We start from the raw sequence: 14,744 nt of genomic DNA on the forward strand, positions 1-14,744 counted from the left end.
CCAGGTCCGGAATGTTTGTTTCGGTGTCGGCGGGAGGTGTCCGCCGTCGACATCGCTGAGATAGGGGGTGTCTCGATCACTTGCCAATCACGAAATTGAGAAAATGCAATTATAAAATCATTCCAACGTCAATTTGAATGCGCTGATGCAATTCTGGTGGAATCATGGCCGAACGACGCCGACCTTAAAAAGGGTCGGCGATCCCGTTGATGGGTCAATCGACACAGAGCGGCCGACGCGAGGCCAGTGCGTGGCGTGCCAGCAAGGCGGTCGCGTCGGTGCCGGTCAGCTCGCCGAACCGAACGCCGACGACGGCACGGCATCGCGCCGGGCTCGGTCGTTTGCTGTCGGATCGACGGCCGTGCCCCGGCCATGGCCGGCGAACGCGCTGGCAATAAATTCACGAGGTATGCCAGTGATATAGGTCGTCGTTTCCGGCGTGCCGACAAAACCTGAGGCATCATCGGCGAGCGCTGGGGCGGCGGCGAGGGGCACAATCAAGGTCGCCACGAGGATGAGCTTGTTCATGACAGTCTCCATGGGGACCCCCGGTGATGGCAGGAACAGGCCGGATCCGGGGTTTTCGTTTGCCGCCTCCGCCGACGACCAAGCGGAGATAGGAATGAGGTCGCTCACGTGCCAATCACAAAAATGGGAAAACGCAATGGGTGCGCCGCAACGATCTGTTTAGATTTGCGTTGACGCAGATCCCTGCCGCGGCGAGCGATTCGACGACCTCAGGTGCAACCGGGTGTTTTCAAGCAGAAAACGCCGGGGTTTGCGCCCCGGCGTTGGTGTTGGGAAGGACCGGCTTGGTGCCGGCCTGCAGGCGCGGTCGGCTGGACCAGGTCAGTTCGCCGACGAGAAGGCCGAGGACGGCACCTCGCGGTTGATCAGGCTCTGGCCGGCATTCGAGACCTGGCCGCGGCGAGCGGTGAACTCGCGCGGCTGGCTCGGCGCAGTGGTCGAAACACCAGGCGTTGCGATGAAGCCGGCCGTATCGTCGGCGAAAGCCGGGGCGGCCAGGGCGAGCGGGGCGACCAGGGTCGCTGCAAGGATGAACTTCTTCATGATGGTCTCCATGTGTGTTGTCCGGCTGGCGGTGAGCGCTTCAGGCCGGGACTGTTCGAGTGTGCCGAGGCGCCAAGCGGCGTCGGTGGTCAGTTCGTGGACGAGAAAGCCGAGGACGGCACGACTTCGCGGCTGATCAGGCTCTGATCGGCGTTCGAGACCTGGCCGTGGCGGGCGGTGAACTCACGCGGCTGGTTCGGGGCATAGGTCGAAACGGCAGGGGTCTCGACGAACCCGGCGCTGTCGTCGGCAAGAGCCGGAGCGGCCAGGGCGAGCGGGGCGAAAAGGGTGGCGGCAAGGATCAGCTTCTTCATGACAGTCTCCATTGGAAAACCCGGTGGTGGGAGGGACACGCCAGATCCGGGATGTTTGTTTCGCTGTCGTCGGGAGGTGTCCGCCGTCGACATTCCGGAGATAGGAGCCCGGCCGATCACGTGCCAATCACGAAAAGGAGAAAACGCATGCAGATGAGCGTATCAGTCATTTCATTTGTGCATTGATGCAATTTTAGGCGAAAGCATCGAACCCGCTGTGTTCGACAAAAAACGCCGGGGTCCGAACCCCGGCGTTGAACCAAACGAATCACGATGCCGGCGCTGGCCGCCATCAGGTGCCGGAATTGAAGGCCGATGACGGCACCGATTCGCGATCGCTCCAGCCCATGCCCGCGCGAGACCGATATTGCGCGAGCGTCGCAGCCGGCGCGTCGGGCGCTTGCAGAATATAGGCGTCGGCTGTGCCGGCCAGCGTGTCGTCGGCGAGCGCCGGAGCGATAATGGCAAAGGGCGCGAGCAGGGTCGCAGCGAGGAGGAGCTTCTTCATGACAGATCTCCGCTCGAAATCCCGGCGGGGAGGGACACACGCCGTCCGGGCGTTCATGTCGTCGTCGCGGGAGGTGTCCGCCGTCGACGCGTCAGGGATAAGTCCGGGAGCCAGTCAGAGCCAATCACGAATCCGGGAAAATGCATGAAGCGGATCCTGGTCGCGAATGCGTGATTGCGCGGTCGCACGAATGTGAACGCCAGTCGCGCGGCTGTGAACCAAGGCCGGCACGTCATCCGCAATCCTGCCGCCTTTGCGGTGACGGCAAAAAGAAACGCCGGGGTGTGAGCCCCGGCGTTCCCAGATCGAACCCCTGTCGGGCCCGGCTTTATTTTTCTTCGTAGGTGAAGATGTCGCGATCCTTGGTCTCGGGCACGAAGAACAGGCCGACGACGAAGGTCATCATGGCGATGATGATCGGGTACCAGAGGCCGGAATAGATGTCGCCGGTGGCCGCCACGATGGCGAAGGAGATCGGCGGCAGGAACCCACCGAACCAGCCATTGCCGATGTGATAGGGCAGCGACATGCCGGTGTAGCGGATGCGGGTCGGGAACAGTTCGACCAGCATGGCGGCGATCGGGCCGTAGACCATGGTGACATAGAGCACCAGGATGAACAGCAGGCCGGTCAGCGCCCACATCTGGCCGTTCATGCCGGTCTTGGCGATGTTGGCGATGCCCGCGTCATCCGGCTTGGGATAGCCGGCGGCCTGAGCGGCGGCGGCGATGCCGCGAGCGAAGTTGGCGTCGACCGGCACTTCGGTGCCACCGATCGTCACCTTGGTCGGCGAACCGGCCGGTGCGTTCACCTGCTCGTATTTGATGGTGGCGCGGGCGAGGCTCTGGCGGGCGATGTCGCAGGGCTGGGTGAAGGTCCGCACGTTGACCGGGTCGAACAGCGAACCGCAGGTGGCGGGATCCGCCGACACCGTCGCCTGGACGTTCTGCACCGCGGCGGCAAGCGTCGGATTGCCGACCTTGGCGATCTGACCGAACAGCGGGAAATAGGTGACCGCGGCGATCAGGCAGCCGGCCAGGATGATCGGTTTGCGGCCGATCTTGTCGGACAGCGAGCCGAAGAAGATGAAGAACGGCGTCCCGAGGAGCAACGACATGGCGATCAGCACATTGGCCGTCGTGCCGTCGATCTTCAGCGTCTGGGTCAGGAAGAACAGCGCGTAGAACTGGCCGCAATACCAGACCGCGGCCTGGCCGGCGGTGCCGCCGAACAGTGCGAGAAGGCCGATCTTGGCGTTTTTCCAATTGCCGAAAGCTTCCGTCAGCGGCGCCTTCGAACCGGTGCCTTCTTCCTTCATCTTCTTGAAGGCCGGCGATTCATTCAGCTGCAGCCGGATCCAGATCGACACGCCGAGCAGCAGGATCGAGAGGAGGAACGGCACGCGCCAGCCCCAGGATGCGAAACTCTCCGCGGACATGCTGAGACGCAGGCCGAGAATGACCACCAGCGACAGGAACAGGCCGACCGTGGCGGTCGTCTGGATCCACGAGGTGTAATAGCCACGGCGTCCCTGCGGCGAGTGCTCGGCGACATAGGTCGCGGCACCGCCATATTCACCACCGAGCGCCAGGCCCTGCAGCAGGCGGCAGGCGATGAAGGCGGTCGGCGCGAGGATGCCGATCGAGGCGTAACCCGGCAGCAGGCCGACCACGAAGGTCGCGACACCCATGATCGTCATGGTGACGAGGAAGGTATATTTCCGGCCGATCAGGTCGCCCAGGCGGCCGAAGAACAGCGCACCGAACGGGCGCACGGCAAAGCCTGCGGCAAAGCTCAGCAGCGTGAAGATGAAGCCGGCCGTCGGGTTCACGCCCGAGAAGAAGTTCGCCGAAATGTTCGCGGCGAGAGCGCCGGCGAGATAGAAATCATACCACTCGAAGATCGTTCCGGTGGATGAGGCGAGGATGACCTTCCTCTCCTCGGCGGTCATTGGGCGTGGCGCTGCGGCCGTGCCCGCGGCTGAACTCATCGACATCGTTTCATCCCCTAGCTGGGCCACCAGGCAAACCACGACCGTTGCCGCGAACCAGGGCTCGCGGGTCGAAGGGGCGCCGGATGGCGATATGGACTTATGGGCGATCCTCTGGGCGCCGGGTCGCTTCGGCGAGACGGTTCGGGGGCCGTCTGTCCCGTTTCCTCCTGACCCGTCCGCCCCGCGAGGACAGGTTCGAGCGTGCCGGGCTTCAAAGGCTCGAAAAGAGCCATCCCGATCATGTCTGCCGCTCACATTCACCCTGTCGGACGAAGGTTTGCGAACCTGCGGTCGATTCGCTTCACCACGCCCTAGAGTCAGGCTAAGACTAACGCCAATGCGGCATTCAAGTCACGGGGATGGGCCATGAGACCTTGGTCTATGATCCTTTCGGCGATAGCTGTCGCCCTGGGGACGGCATCATTTGTACAGTCCGCGAATGCCCAATATTACCGGCGGACCAGCATCATCGATGGCCGCAACGGTGATGTCGCAGTCGTCAGGCACACGATCGACTGCAATTGCGGGCCGCGGGTCAGAACCTATCGCGCCGGAACCTTCACCTATGTGGTGCCGCGCCCACCGGTGGTCGACTACGGCATGGTGCTGCCGATCTATCAACCGCCGCTCTACACTTTTCCGCGCCAGGTCGTCCCGGCCTATCCGGTCTATCCGCGCTCCGGCGCCTATCCGGTGACCTCGCCGCGCCAGCAGCAGGCGCTGCTGCCGGTTCGCCCCTGGTACCCGACCGGCACCGATGCCCGGGTGATCGGGCTTGACGAGATGCCGCCGGCGGAGGCGCCACGGCCGCGCCGCCGCCGCTGAGCTTGCGCAATCGGACTGGCCGAACGCGCTTAGGGTTGCGCGCCCGGTTCGCCTCGCGGGATCGTGCCGGCCGCCGGCGTCAGCTGCGCAGGCCGAGCCGGGTGGTCACGGCATAAAGCGCCAGCGCCGTGGCGTTCGACACATTGAGGCTCTTGATCGCGCCGGGCATGTCGATACGCGCCAGCGCGTCGCAGGTGTCGCGCGTCAGCTGCCGCAGGCCCTTGCCCTCGGCGCCGAGCACCAGCGCCACCGGTTCGCGCAGCTTGACCTGGTCGAGGTCGGCATCGCCCTCGCTGTCCAGCCCGACCAGCAGGAAACCGCGGTCGCGCAGTTCCAGCATCGCCCGCGCCAGATTCGTGACGGTGACGAAGGGCACGTGTTCGAGGCCGCCCGAGGCGCTCTTGGCGAGCACGCCGGTCGCTTCGGGCGAATGGCGGTTGGTGGTGACGATCGCCTTGACGCCGAAGGCGGCGGCCGACCGCACGATGGCGCCGACATTGTGCGGGTCGGTGACCTGGTCGAGCAGCAGGAGCACGCCCTCCGCCGGCATGGTGCGCAGGTCCGGCGGGTCCAGCGCGTCGGCCTCGGCGAACAATCCCTGGTGCAGCGCATCGGGGGTCGCCGCCAGGCGCTTGTCGATCTCGCGCACCGGCACGATCGTCGCCTGATGCGCGATGCCTTCTTCGTCCAGCCGCTTGGCGCCGTTCTCGGTCGCCAGCAGCAGGCGAATCCGGCGCCCCTTGTTGCGCAGGGCTTCCGACACCGTATGCCAGCCATAAAGCAGCACCGTGCCGGTTTCGAACTCGGGCGCTGCCTCGCGCAGCACGCGGCCGCCGCGTCCCTTGAAGGGGCGTCCGGGTTTCGAAAAGGGGCGGAAGGGCTTCTTGTTGCCCCGCGGAGGCGTCGTATTCATGCGTCCTCATCTCATGACCCGGCGTCGCGCGCAATTGCCGCCGGCATCTCATGTCAGGCGCGTGACGTTTCAAGGTTGACAGGGCAGGGAGCCATCCCTATCAAGCGCGCCACACCCCGCGGCCAGTCCGAGGGTCTGGGACGGGGGAATGTCCCGAGCGGCAAAGGGGGCGGACTGTAAATCCGCTGGCTACGCCTTCGTAGGTTCGAGTCCTACTTCCCCCACCACCCACCCCAAGATGTCGATCCATTTCAAAGCGTTGCCGCCGACGGCGGCGCGCATCGCGCGGTCCGCAAGCGCGCTTGCCATCGACCTCTGCATGGCCGGGGCGACGTCGTTTGAAACGTCTCTGGCGTAGCAGCGCAAGAAACCATAAACGCTCCGGTTGAATGTGGGCTCTTGCCGATGCCGCGGCGATCGTTTCAAGATCGAGCCTGACCCGCTGTTCCCGATCGACATCAAGCACAATCTGTTTGTTGGGTGGCTGCTCATGACCAGATCGTTCGCCTATTGCGCAGCCGGCACCTGTACCGACGTCGTCTCGGTCGACGCCTATCGCGACATCTCCGCGCCGGTTGGCGCGCTCGAAAATCGCGGCGCCAGTCTGCGTGGCAACCTCAAGCCCGACGTCCTGATTGTCCAGCAGCTGCTCAACAAGATCGCCATGGCGGAGGGCGGGCCGACCAGCGCGGGCAGCAGCGGCAGGCTCCAGGAGGACGGTCTGTGCGGGCCGCGGACCCGCCTGGCCATTCAGAAATTCCAGGAGAAGCAGTTTCCGGGCAAACGGCCGGATACCATTGTCGACAAGGCCCAACGCACGATCTATCGCCTCAATCAGCTCGCGGCGCCCGAGGTCGATGATTTTCTCAAGGCCAAGGCGGTTGCCTCGCTCGGCATTGTCGCGAGCTATCTCGTGCGCACCCTGGCGCGGATCGATCTCGTCAGGCTGTCGTGGATGACGCCGAACGCGCAGTTCAACAACACGAAGGAAGAGGCACGCCTCAACTTTCATTTCCACCTGGACCGCTCGAGCGACAAGCGGCGCGACCTCGACATGATCCGTCGGACCTATCAGACCATGCTGGCCGCATCCGGATATGTTCCGAAGGGGCCGAACCAGAAATCGGCTTTCGGTTTTCTCGATACCAGACCGAAAGAGGCTCTGGGTGAAGTCCAATACGCCTGGGCCTATGCCGGCGGATTTCTTTACCTGCAAGGTGTCGATGGCCATAGCGCACTGCACGAGACGAACCTTCGTGCCGACCAGATCTATCTCTCGCGGTCGCTTCTGAACGCTCACGAGGGGGCCATCATCTACGCCATTACCCACGAGCTTGCGCATTTTTGCGGCGGCGTGCACGGCGATATCGATTACATCGAGGACAGGGCCTACTTTCACAAAGACAGAAAGAAATGCGAAAAACTGGACGCTTACCAGGCGATGACCAACGCCGACAGCTACGGCCAGTATAATTGGGAGGTCAATCGCAACACCCACTACCAGCCATAGCGAGTGCCAGAAAACGCGTCGCATGTCGCGCAGGCCCACCGGGCATGCCGACATCGGCCTGCGGCCGAAGCGCCCGGCGATAATCGAAACATGCCGGCTGTCGGAAGCCTGGCACCACGATTGCGGGTCACCGATGCCAAGAGGCGTTGGAGGCCAGGCATGTATCATCACGCGACAAGCATTGTCCCGGAACAAGACGAAAAGTCTCGTTCCGGCGGGGCCGGCCGGCCCGTCGCCACGCCGCGCGAAAGCGCCTCCAGCCCAATCCGGCCCCTGGTGCTCGACCTCGACGGCACCTTGCTGCGAACCGACGTGCTGCTGGAGTGCATTGTCGCGGTGCTCAGGCGCAACCCGCTCGCGCTCTTCTCGATCCTGCTCTGGGCCTTGCAGGGCCGCGCCGTCCTGAAGCAGCGGGTCGCGCGCCTGGCCAACCTCGATCTCACGACCTTGCCGGTCGACCAGCGCGTGGTTGCGCTCGCCCGCGCCGCGGCCGCTGCGGGCCGGCCCGTGGTTCTGGCAACCGCCGCCACCGAAGAACTGGCGCGCGGCATTGCCGAGCGCTTCCCGTTCATCAGTCACGTCATCGCCTCGAACGCCAAAACCAACCTGAAGGGCCCGGCCAAGGCCGAGGCCTTGATCAAGGCGTTCCCCGAGGGTTTCGATTATGCCGGCGACAGCGCGGCCGATCTGCCGGTCTTCGCCGCCGCCGAGACCGTCATCCTGGTGCGCGCCCGTCACAATGTCGTCGCCCGCGCCAAGGTGCTGGACAAGCCGACCGAGATCCTGGCCAAGGAGCACTCGGCGGCGGCCGTCTGGGCCCGCGCCTTGCGCCTCAAACAATGGTCGAAGAACGCTCTGGTCTTCGCGCCGATCCCGCTCGCCGGCGCCTTGTTCGCCCCGCAGGCCTGGATCGCGGCGTCGCTCGCCTTCCTGGGGCTCGGCCTCGTCGCTTCGGCGACCTATCTGGTCAACGATCTGTTCGACCTGCCGCACGACCGCCAGCATTGGTCGAAGCGCGACCGGCCGCTCGCCAGCGGTGCGCTCGGCATCAAGCCGGCCTTGCTCGCGCTGCCGGCGCTGATGGCGCTCGGCTTCGGCATGGCCGCGCTGGCCGGCCCTGGCGTCGTCCTGGTCACCGCTCTCTATGTCGTGGTGACGCTCGCCTATTCGCTCTGGTTGAAACAGGTGCCGATCGTCGACGTTTCGATGCTGGCCGGCCTGTTCACCTTGCGCCTGCTGCTCGGCGTCGTGGCCATCGGAGCGGTCATTTCGCCCTGGCTTTTCGTCTTCTCCTTCGCCCTGTTCCTGTCGCTGTCCAGCGCCAAGCGGCATACCGAACTGACGCGCGCGAAGATCCATGGCGTCAGCCTGCGCGGCCGCGGCTATCAGGCGCTGGACGAGCCGTTGCTGCTCGGCATGGGCCTGGCCGCGGTGGCAAGCTCGGTGCTGATCCTGATCCTCTACCTGATGGCCGAGGGCTTCCGGGCCGGCCACTACACCGCGCCCGGCTTCTTGTGGTGCGCGCCGGTCATCATCTTCCTCTGGCAGATGCGCATCTGGCTCCTGTCGCAGCGCGGCGTGCTGGACGATGATCCGGTCACCTTCGCCATCCGCGACCGGCCGAGCCTGATGCTCGGCGCGGCGCTCGTGGCGGCCTTCCTGGCCGCCCATCTCGGCGGAGCCTTGCCATGGCCGGCCTGAACGGCGAAGCCGTCCGGTTTCTGGCCTGCGGCGGTTTCGCCGCCTTCGTCAACTGGGCCGCGCGCATCGCGCTGTCGGCCGTCATGCCCTTCGAGGCGGCGGTGGTGCTCGCCTATGTCATCGGCATGGTCGTCGGCTTCACGCTCTACCGCACGGTAGTCTGGACCGAACACGAGGCGACGCTCTCCGACCAGCTCATCGGCTTCGTCCTGGTCAATGCGCTGAGCGCGCTCGTGGTGTTCGGCGTCGCCATTGGCCTCAGGACCGCGCTGGCCGGCCTGGCGGGATCGGGCGGGCTGGTCGACGCGGCGGCCCATGGCCTGGCCATCGGGATCGGCGCCGTGGCCAATTTTGTCGGCCACCGCTCCTTCACCTTCAAGCCGCGCGCCACCGGCGCGTGATCCCCGGTCGACCCGCTCAGTTCGAACCCGAACAGGCCAGCACCGAACGCCGTGGTCCGGCGGCTGTCGCGCAATCCCGATAGCCATGGAAGCGTGCCAGCGCCGGCCCGCTGTCGTCCTTCGCGATGATGACCAGCACCTGCGGCGCGCCCTTGTGCGCCGCCCGGAACGCCGCGAGCGAGCCGAGCCCGGGCTTGGCCTCCCATTCCGGCAGGGCGAAGACGAAATCTTCAGCCGGCACATAACGCAGCGGGTAATAGCCGTAGAAGCGCATCGACGGCAGTGACGAACCCATGCCGACGCCCTGCGACCTGAGCGCCGCGAGCTGATGGATGTGGGCGCCCGGCTGCACCCGCCAGGAAAAATTGGCGCTCGACAGGTCGGTGAGGTCGGCGCCGGCGAAGCTCTGGCCGGGGTGGCTGGCGCCGGCCTGCAGGACCGCCCTGGTCGTCTCCGACCAGCCGAGATAGGCCAGCGCCCTGACGCCGCTCTGGGCGGCCAGCGCGACCGATGCCAGGATGCAGAGGATGCGCGCCTCGCGCAGCCCGGGCTGGCGCGCGGCGATCGCCAGCGCCGCGCCGATCCAGCTATAGGGCGCCAGCCGCTCGGCCAGCGGCACGCCCTGGGCGGTGCGAAGATCGAGCGCCGAGACCAGCAGCACCAGCAGGATGAAGATCGGCCAGACCAGGTCGCCGCTGCGCCAGCGTTTCAGCGCGACGACGGCGGCATAGGCCATGGCGGCGATCAGCGGCGCCAGCGCCACCACCTCCCACCACGTATAGCTGAACAGATAGGTCAGGCCGACCAGCCGGCGCACCACCTGGAAGATCGAATAGCGCAGATTGGCCGCATCCGTCGTTGCCGCGGGATAGGCGATCAGGAAGGCGACGATGAGCGCGAGCGCCGGCACGGCCGCCGCCACCGACCAGACGCCGTCGCCGATCAGCCGCCGGACGGTCAGCCGCATCGTCTCGGCGCCGGCCGAGGCGAGGGCACGCGCCAGCCCGCCGGCCGCCATCAGGAGGCAGGCCGCGACCAGGGTGGCAAGATGGGTCAGGCCCAGCGCGAACAGCGCCAGCGCCAGCGCCAGGAAGGTCCAGAGGTTGCGCCGCTCGCCAATGCCGCGCCACAGCGCGGCGAAGGCCAGAAAGGCGGGCAGGCCGAGCGCGTAGTTGAAGAAACCGAAATGGATGAACAGGCCGAAGGCGATCGGCTGCAGCAGCAGGAAGGGCAGCAGCGGGCGGTCGGTTTCGGCGCGGGTCGCCCAATAGGCCGCGACGACCGAGAACAGCCCGTAAAGCGTGAGATAGACCGACTGGCCGAGCAGGGGATCGCCGGTCAGCCGGATCAGCGCCGCCAGAATGGCATAGACGCTGTAATTGGGTTCGACCCGCGCGTTCCATTCGTAGAAGGTCCGCGCCGGTTCGGACAAGACGCCGCCCCAGCCGAACCGGGCGATCATGTCGGCCTGGGTCAGATGGATCGGGCCGTCCTGGGTCGGAACGATGTCGACCAGCCAGATCGGCGCAACCAGCACCAGGGCCACTGCCAGGGCGATCAGGACGAGGCCGGCGGGTGTCGAAAGGGGAGCGGATTCGGCGGTCGCGGCTTTGGCGGTCATGTCATGTCCTTGAGGCGGCCGGCAGCCAGCCGCCGTCTTCGATCACGTCAACGGCAGAAATGCTCGATGACCTGCATCATCGGTTTGGGTTTGTAGTGGACGTCGAACGGCAGCGGCCGGTTGGGCAGGCCGTCGCCGCGTTTGAAGTAGATCGGCACCCAGCTGTATTTGTCGGTGATGCCCCAGGTCAGCACGGCGCTCGGCCGGATCGCCGCGAAGATCGCACCCAGGAAATCGTGGACGCGGGCAGCCACGACCATGTCGCGCAGCTCCGGCGGCCCGGGCATCTTGTTGTCGACCACGTCCAGCTCGGTGACCATGAATTCGAGCCCCATCGCCTTGACCTCGCTGGCGAAAGCGGTGAGCCCGGCCTGGTCGATCTGGTTCTCGCTCAGATGGCCCTGCAGCCCGACGCCGTGCAGCGGCACATTGTCGGCGCGCAGCGACCGGATCAGCCGCAGGAAGGCTTCGCGTTTGCGGCGGAAGCGATCGCCGACGAATTCGATGTCATAGTCGTTGAGGATCAGCTTGGCGCCCGGGTCGGCCTTGGCGGCGGTGCGAAACGCCAGGGCGATATAGCGCGGACCGAGCTGGCGCAGCCACAGGCCGTCGCGCAGTCCCGGCGCCGTCTTCGGGTCGTCGGCGATCGCCTCGTTGACCACGTCCCAATTGGCGATCTTGCCGCGATAATGGCCGACCACCGTCTCGATATGGCGGACCATTTCGCGTTCGGCGATCGCCGCGCTGTCGATCGCCTCGGCCCAAGGCGGCAAGGCGCCGTGCCAGACCAGCGTATGGCCGCGCAACAGCATCCGGTTGGCCTGGGCGAAGGCGAGATAACGGTCGCCCTCGGAGAAGTCGAAGCGCTCGATGCTCGGCCTGAGATCGAACCATTTCAGGCCGCCCTCGGACACCACCTGGTCGCAATAGGCGGCAAACACGCTGCGGTAATCGGCTTCGTTGGCGAGCGGCCCGCTGCGCAGGGCGGCGCCAAAGGGCACCTGCCATTTGCGGGTGGCAACCGTCTGCGCCTCGGCCCGGGTTCCGAGCAGCGCGGCGAGCGGCGCGGCGCCAAGGGTTGCGATCAGCCCGCGGCGCGAGAGGTCTTGTGATGGCATGCGGTCAGGCTCCGGCGCCGGGAGGAGAGGGCGGCTGGTTCGCAACGACGCGAAACCGTGCGGTCATCCGCAGGCCGAAGACGGCCACAAGCAACGAGAACCAGACCGGATCGGTGCGGGAAAACAGGAAGCTCTCCATGCAGGACAGGTAGATGCTGAACAGCCAGAGCTGGAAGAACAGCGTCGTCATGATCGGGTCGGCGCCCTGGCGCCTGGCTTTCAGGTCGTTCCGGAACGGCTGGATGACCAGCACGATGACGGTCAGGACAAGGCCGATGACGCCGAGATTGAGCGCGGTGTCGAGGAAACCGTTATGGCCGTTGGAAGCGGATCCCGCCCATTGCTCATTGTCCTCGATGCCGAATTTGGTGCTTTCGAGCGACCAGAACGACAGGAAGCCGTAGCCGGTCACCGGCTTCTCGGCGAATTTCTCCAGCGCGAAGGCCCAGACGTCGGTACGCCCGGTAAAGCTCGCGTCGAAGGGCAGGGCACTGACGATCGAGCCGATGGCCGGGCTGATGACCGAACCGACGCCGAGGCAGAGCAGCACGACCAGCGGCGTGAACACCATCAAGGCGCGGCCGAAGGTCGATTTGATGCCGGCGCAGGCGGTGGAAACCAGCAGGGTCAGGACCACGATGATGATCGAGCTCTTGGCGGCCGACAGGACGACGAAGAGGCCGGCGAGGCAAGCCAGCGTCATGCCCGGCACGACAAGCCCGATGCGCGCGGCGAAAATGCCGATGAACACCATGGTCGAGAACACGCCGCCGGCGAGATTCTTGTGGCCGAACACGCCGCGCCAGTCGCCGGCAAGCCGTGCCTCGACCAGGTCGGTCGCCTGGTGGACCGCCAGTTCCGGCAGCAGCAGCACCCCGGCATAGGACAGGATCGTCACGAACAGGGCGCAGCCGACGATCAGGCGGGCGAATTCGTCGCGATCCCGCGGCAAGAGGCAGACCAGCGCCGCGATCAGCGCAACCGTCAGGAACAGGATGTAGCGGCGCAGCGACGAGGCGAAATCGGTTGAGATCGCAATGTTCACGCCAATGTAGAGAGCCAGCCAAATGAACGGGCGATCGGTCAGTGCCGTCACGAAGTGCTTCCAGCGGCCGACCGTCGCGCCGACGATCATCGCGCCAAGCAGGCCGAACGTCACATAGATCCACAGATCATTGCCGGTGGTCAGGCCGAGCAGGTCCTGGCTGCCGAGGTCGCCGAACGGCTCGAGGCCGATCCAGACCAGGCACCAGACCGCGACGAACAGGCCGGCACGCGCGACCCGCGCCCAGCTCTCCTGGCTGCCATCGACATGAGAGGCGGTGACTTGCGACATCGATCCGGTCTGCCCTCGAGGCGCACCCACCGCGGTCGAACAGCGACGTCTAGAGGTGAAGCAACACCATTTACGCCGCGCCCCCGCCGGACGACAAGCCAAAGCTTGCCCTATGGTGAAGCCGGGTCCGGATTTCTCGCAAGGCTTCGGGCCGAGCCGAGCCTTGTGACAAATGCCGACTGGCGCTCACTGTCCCCGGCACGGCATTTGGCCGCGATCTTGCTGGTTGCGGCAGATGCGTTTACTGCGCCGCTTCCATTGATCCGAAACGAGACGCCAGCCATGACCCTGCCAGGAAAGCCGCCGACCGAGCCGCCGGGACAGTTGCCGGCCGACCGGCTGAACGCGGGCGCGGGCATTCGTTTCGTCGTCAGTTCATGACGGTTGCCAGCGAAGCGCGGGGTCGGCTCAACGCGATCCAATATCTCAGAGCCGCCGCCGCCCTGATGGTGGTGGCATTCCATGTCCTCGGACCGGCCTGGACGGTCGGGTCGGCGGGGGTCGACGTCTTCTTCGTCATCAGCGGCTTCGTCATTGCGCTGGTGACCAATTCCCCGACCGTGACCCCACTCGGCTTCGCCTATGACCGGGCGGCGCGGATCCTGCCGCTCTATTGGCTCTGCACGCTGGTTCTCGCCCTGGCGGTGGCGATCGCCCCCGCGCTGTTTCCGCGGCTGCCGTTCTCCTCCGAATGGCTGGTCATGTCGCTGGCGATGCTGCCGGCCTTCAAGCCGGGCACCAGCGATGTCTTTCCGATGCTCTATCAGGGTTGGACGCTGAATTACGAAGCCTTCTTCTATGTCGTCGCGCTGATCGCGGTGTTCCTGCCGCTCCGGCAACGCTTCCTCGCGATATCAGCGATCCTCGTCGCTTTCCTCGCCGCCGGTCACTGGTTCCCATCATCCAAGGCCTGGGCCAGGGTCTATACCGATCCGCTGCTGATCGAGTTCCTGGCCGGTTATGCCTTTGGCCATTTGCGCCTGCATGGGCTTCGGCTCGGCCGCCTGGCCGGGCACGCGCTGGTCGCTTTCGGCCTTTTCGGCTTCGGTCTCGCCGCCATGTCGGGCGAGGGCCCCGACGGCTGGCACCGCATCCTGGTCTGGGGCGTGCCGGCCTTCTGTCTGGTCGCCGGCGGCGTCGTGGTCGAGGATCGTGGCGCCTTGCCGACGATCCCGCTGGCTGGCCTGATCGGCGAGGCATCTTATGCGATCTATCTCACCCACGGCCTGGCGATTTCGCTGCTGGTGGTCGTCTGGCGGCGCCTGGGGCTCATGACGCCTGACGGCCTGGATGCGCCAGCCCTGGCGGTCGCGACCTTCGGCCTCTGCGTCGCCGGCGGCATCGTCTTTCACCGGCTGGTCGAACAGCCTCTGCAGCGACGGCTGAAACGGCGGAAGCGTGTCCGTATCGACCCCGCGCCCGCCCGCTGACCG

14 protein-coding genes and 1 tRNA gene are annotated in these 14,744 nt (G+C 65.8%); 6 read left to right on the forward strand and 9 right to left on the reverse strand.

Features of this window, described 5'->3' with window-relative positions; genetic code table 11:
* Nucleotides 1–285: 285 nt before the first annotated feature.
* The 5 genes from E8M01_RS30210 to E8M01_RS30230 all read right to left on the reverse strand — a co-directional run bounded on the left by E8M01_RS30210 (nt 286) and on the right by E8M01_RS30230 (nt 3,889).
* On the reverse strand, nt 286–528 hold the full coding sequence (locus E8M01_RS30210) for a hypothetical protein (RefSeq protein ID WP_136963552.1): 243 nt from the start codon (nt 526–528) through the stop codon (nt 286–288).
* A 321-nt stretch (nt 529–849) separates the two neighbouring features.
* Nucleotides 850–1,071 (reverse strand): hypothetical protein, encoded by a 222-nt coding sequence (locus E8M01_RS30215; RefSeq protein WP_136963553.1) that lies wholly within the window; start codon nt 1,069–1,071, stop codon nt 850–852.
* A gap of 89 nt (nt 1,072–1,160) precedes the next feature.
* On the reverse strand, nt 1,161–1,385 hold the full coding sequence (locus E8M01_RS30220; RefSeq protein ID WP_136963052.1) for a hypothetical protein: 225 nt from the start codon (nt 1,383–1,385) through the stop codon (nt 1,161–1,163).
* Nucleotides 1,386–1,677: 292 nt separating this feature from the next.
* Nucleotides 1,678–1,893, reverse strand: a complete 216-nt coding sequence (locus tag E8M01_RS30225) for a hypothetical protein (RefSeq protein ID WP_136963554.1) — start codon at nt 1,891–1,893, stop codon at nt 1,678–1,680.
* 328 nt (nt 1,894–2,221) lie between these two features.
* Nucleotides 2,222–3,889 (reverse strand): MFS transporter, encoded by a 1,668-nt coding sequence (locus tag E8M01_RS30230; protein WP_215908828.1) that lies wholly within the window; start codon nt 3,887–3,889, stop codon nt 2,222–2,224.
* A 363-nt stretch (nt 3,890–4,252) separates the two neighbouring features.
* On the opposite strand from E8M01_RS30230, the gene E8M01_RS30235 reads away from it, so the two are divergent.
* Complete coding sequence (locus E8M01_RS30235) at nt 4,253–4,711, forward strand: hypothetical protein (protein ID WP_136963555.1); 459 nt, start codon at nt 4,253–4,255, stop codon at nt 4,709–4,711.
* A 79-nt stretch (nt 4,712–4,790) separates the two neighbouring features.
* Here the strand turns inward: E8M01_RS30235 and rlmB are convergent, their stop codons facing one another.
* Complete coding sequence (gene rlmB, locus E8M01_RS30240; protein ID WP_136963556.1) at nt 4,791–5,624, reverse strand: 23S rRNA (guanosine(2251)-2'-O)-methyltransferase RlmB; 834 nt, start codon at nt 5,622–5,624, stop codon at nt 4,791–4,793.
* 142 nt (nt 5,625–5,766) lie between these two features.
* Between rlmB and E8M01_RS30245 the strand changes: the two genes are divergently transcribed.
* The 4 genes from E8M01_RS30245 to E8M01_RS30260 all read left to right on the forward strand — a co-directional run bounded on the left by E8M01_RS30245 (nt 5,767) and on the right by E8M01_RS30260 (nt 9,236).
* Nucleotides 5,767–5,851, forward strand: a tRNA-Tyr gene (locus E8M01_RS30245).
* A gap of 158 nt (nt 5,852–6,009) precedes the next feature.
* Entirely contained in the window at nt 6,010–7,134 is a 1,125-nt protein-coding gene (locus E8M01_RS30250) for a hypothetical protein (protein ID WP_136963557.1), read from the forward strand.
* Nucleotides 7,135–7,293: 159 nt separating this feature from the next.
* On the forward strand, nt 7,294–8,835 hold the full coding sequence (locus tag E8M01_RS30255; RefSeq protein WP_170182135.1) for a UbiA family prenyltransferase: 1,542 nt from the start codon (nt 7,294–7,296) through the stop codon (nt 8,833–8,835).
* Complete coding sequence (locus E8M01_RS30260) at nt 8,823–9,236, forward strand: GtrA family protein (RefSeq protein ID WP_136963559.1); 414 nt, start codon at nt 8,823–8,825, stop codon at nt 9,234–9,236. The genes E8M01_RS30255 and E8M01_RS30260 overlap by 13 nt, the downstream gene beginning before the upstream one ends.
* Nucleotides 9,237–9,252: 16 nt before the next feature.
* Here the strand turns inward: E8M01_RS30260 and E8M01_RS30265 are convergent, their stop codons facing one another.
* From E8M01_RS30265 to E8M01_RS30275, 3 genes are read right to left on the reverse strand one after another with little or no spacing between them, the layout of a single operon-like run.
* Nucleotides 9,253–10,857 carry a hypothetical protein gene (locus E8M01_RS30265; RefSeq protein WP_136963560.1) on the reverse strand — a complete coding sequence of 535 codons (1,605 nt, stop codon included), beginning with the start codon at nt 10,855–10,857 and terminating at the stop codon, nt 9,253–9,255.
* Between the two features lie 47 nt (nt 10,858–10,904).
* Nucleotides 10,905–11,975, reverse strand: coding sequence for an endo-1,4-beta-xylanase (locus E8M01_RS30270; RefSeq protein WP_136963561.1), 1,071 nt, complete (start codon nt 11,973–11,975; stop codon nt 10,905–10,907).
* A 4-nt stretch (nt 11,976–11,979) separates the two neighbouring features.
* Complete coding sequence (locus E8M01_RS30275) at nt 11,980–13,311, reverse strand: O-antigen ligase family protein (RefSeq protein ID WP_136963562.1); 1,332 nt, start codon at nt 13,309–13,311, stop codon at nt 11,980–11,982.
* A 377-nt stretch (nt 13,312–13,688) separates the two neighbouring features.
* Between E8M01_RS30275 and E8M01_RS30280 the strand changes: the two genes are divergently transcribed.
* Nucleotides 13,689–14,741, forward strand: coding sequence for an acyltransferase family protein (locus E8M01_RS30280; RefSeq protein WP_136963563.1), 1,053 nt, complete (start codon nt 13,689–13,691; stop codon nt 14,739–14,741).
* The last annotated feature ends 3 nt before the right edge of the window (nt 14,742–14,744 follow it).

This window comes from Phreatobacter stygius, assembly GCF_005144885.1.
Taxonomy (GTDB): domain Bacteria; phylum Pseudomonadota; class Alphaproteobacteria; order Rhizobiales; family Phreatobacteraceae; genus Phreatobacter; species Phreatobacter stygius.

Coding starts and splice junctions, on each gene's coding strand:
- E8M01_RS30210 (WP_136963552.1), bottom strand. CDS start 528: ATGAACAAGCTCATCCTCGTGGCGACCTTGATTGTGCCCCTCGCCGCC.
- E8M01_RS30215 (WP_136963553.1), bottom strand. CDS start 1,071: ATGAAGAAGTTCATCCTTGCAGCGACCCTGGTCGCCCCGCTCGCCCTG.
- E8M01_RS30220 (WP_136963052.1), bottom strand. CDS start 1,385: ATGAAGAAGCTGATCCTTGCCGCCACCCTTTTCGCCCCGCTCGCCCTG.
- E8M01_RS30225 (WP_136963554.1), bottom strand. CDS start 1,893: ATGAAGAAGCTCCTCCTCGCTGCGACCCTGCTCGCGCCCTTTGCCATT.
- E8M01_RS30230 (WP_215908828.1), bottom strand. CDS start 3,889: ATGTCGATGAGTTCAGCCGCGGGCACGGCCGCAGCGCCACGCCCAATG.
- E8M01_RS30235 (WP_136963555.1), top strand. CDS start 4,253: ATGAGACCTTGGTCTATGATCCTTTCGGCGATAGCTGTCGCCCTGGGG.
- rlmB (WP_136963556.1), bottom strand. CDS start 5,624: ATGAATACGACGCCTCCGCGGGGCAACAAGAAGCCCTTCCGCCCCTTT.
- E8M01_RS30255 (WP_170182135.1), top strand. CDS start 7,294: ATGTATCATCACGCGACAAGCATTGTCCCGGAACAAGACGAAAAGTCT.
- E8M01_RS30260 (WP_136963559.1), top strand. CDS start 8,823: ATGGCCGGCCTGAACGGCGAAGCCGTCCGGTTTCTGGCCTGCGGCGGT.
- E8M01_RS30265 (WP_136963560.1), bottom strand. CDS start 10,857: ATGACCGCCAAAGCCGCGACCGCCGAATCCGCTCCCCTTTCGACACCC.
- E8M01_RS30270 (WP_136963561.1), bottom strand. CDS start 11,975: ATGCCATCACAAGACCTCTCGCGCCGCGGGCTGATCGCAACCCTTGGC.
- E8M01_RS30275 (WP_136963562.1), bottom strand. CDS start 13,311: ATGTCGCAAGTCACCGCCTCTCATGTCGATGGCAGCCAGGAGAGCTGG.
- E8M01_RS30280 (WP_136963563.1), top strand. CDS start 13,689: ATGACGGTTGCCAGCGAAGCGCGGGGTCGGCTCAACGCGATCCAATAT.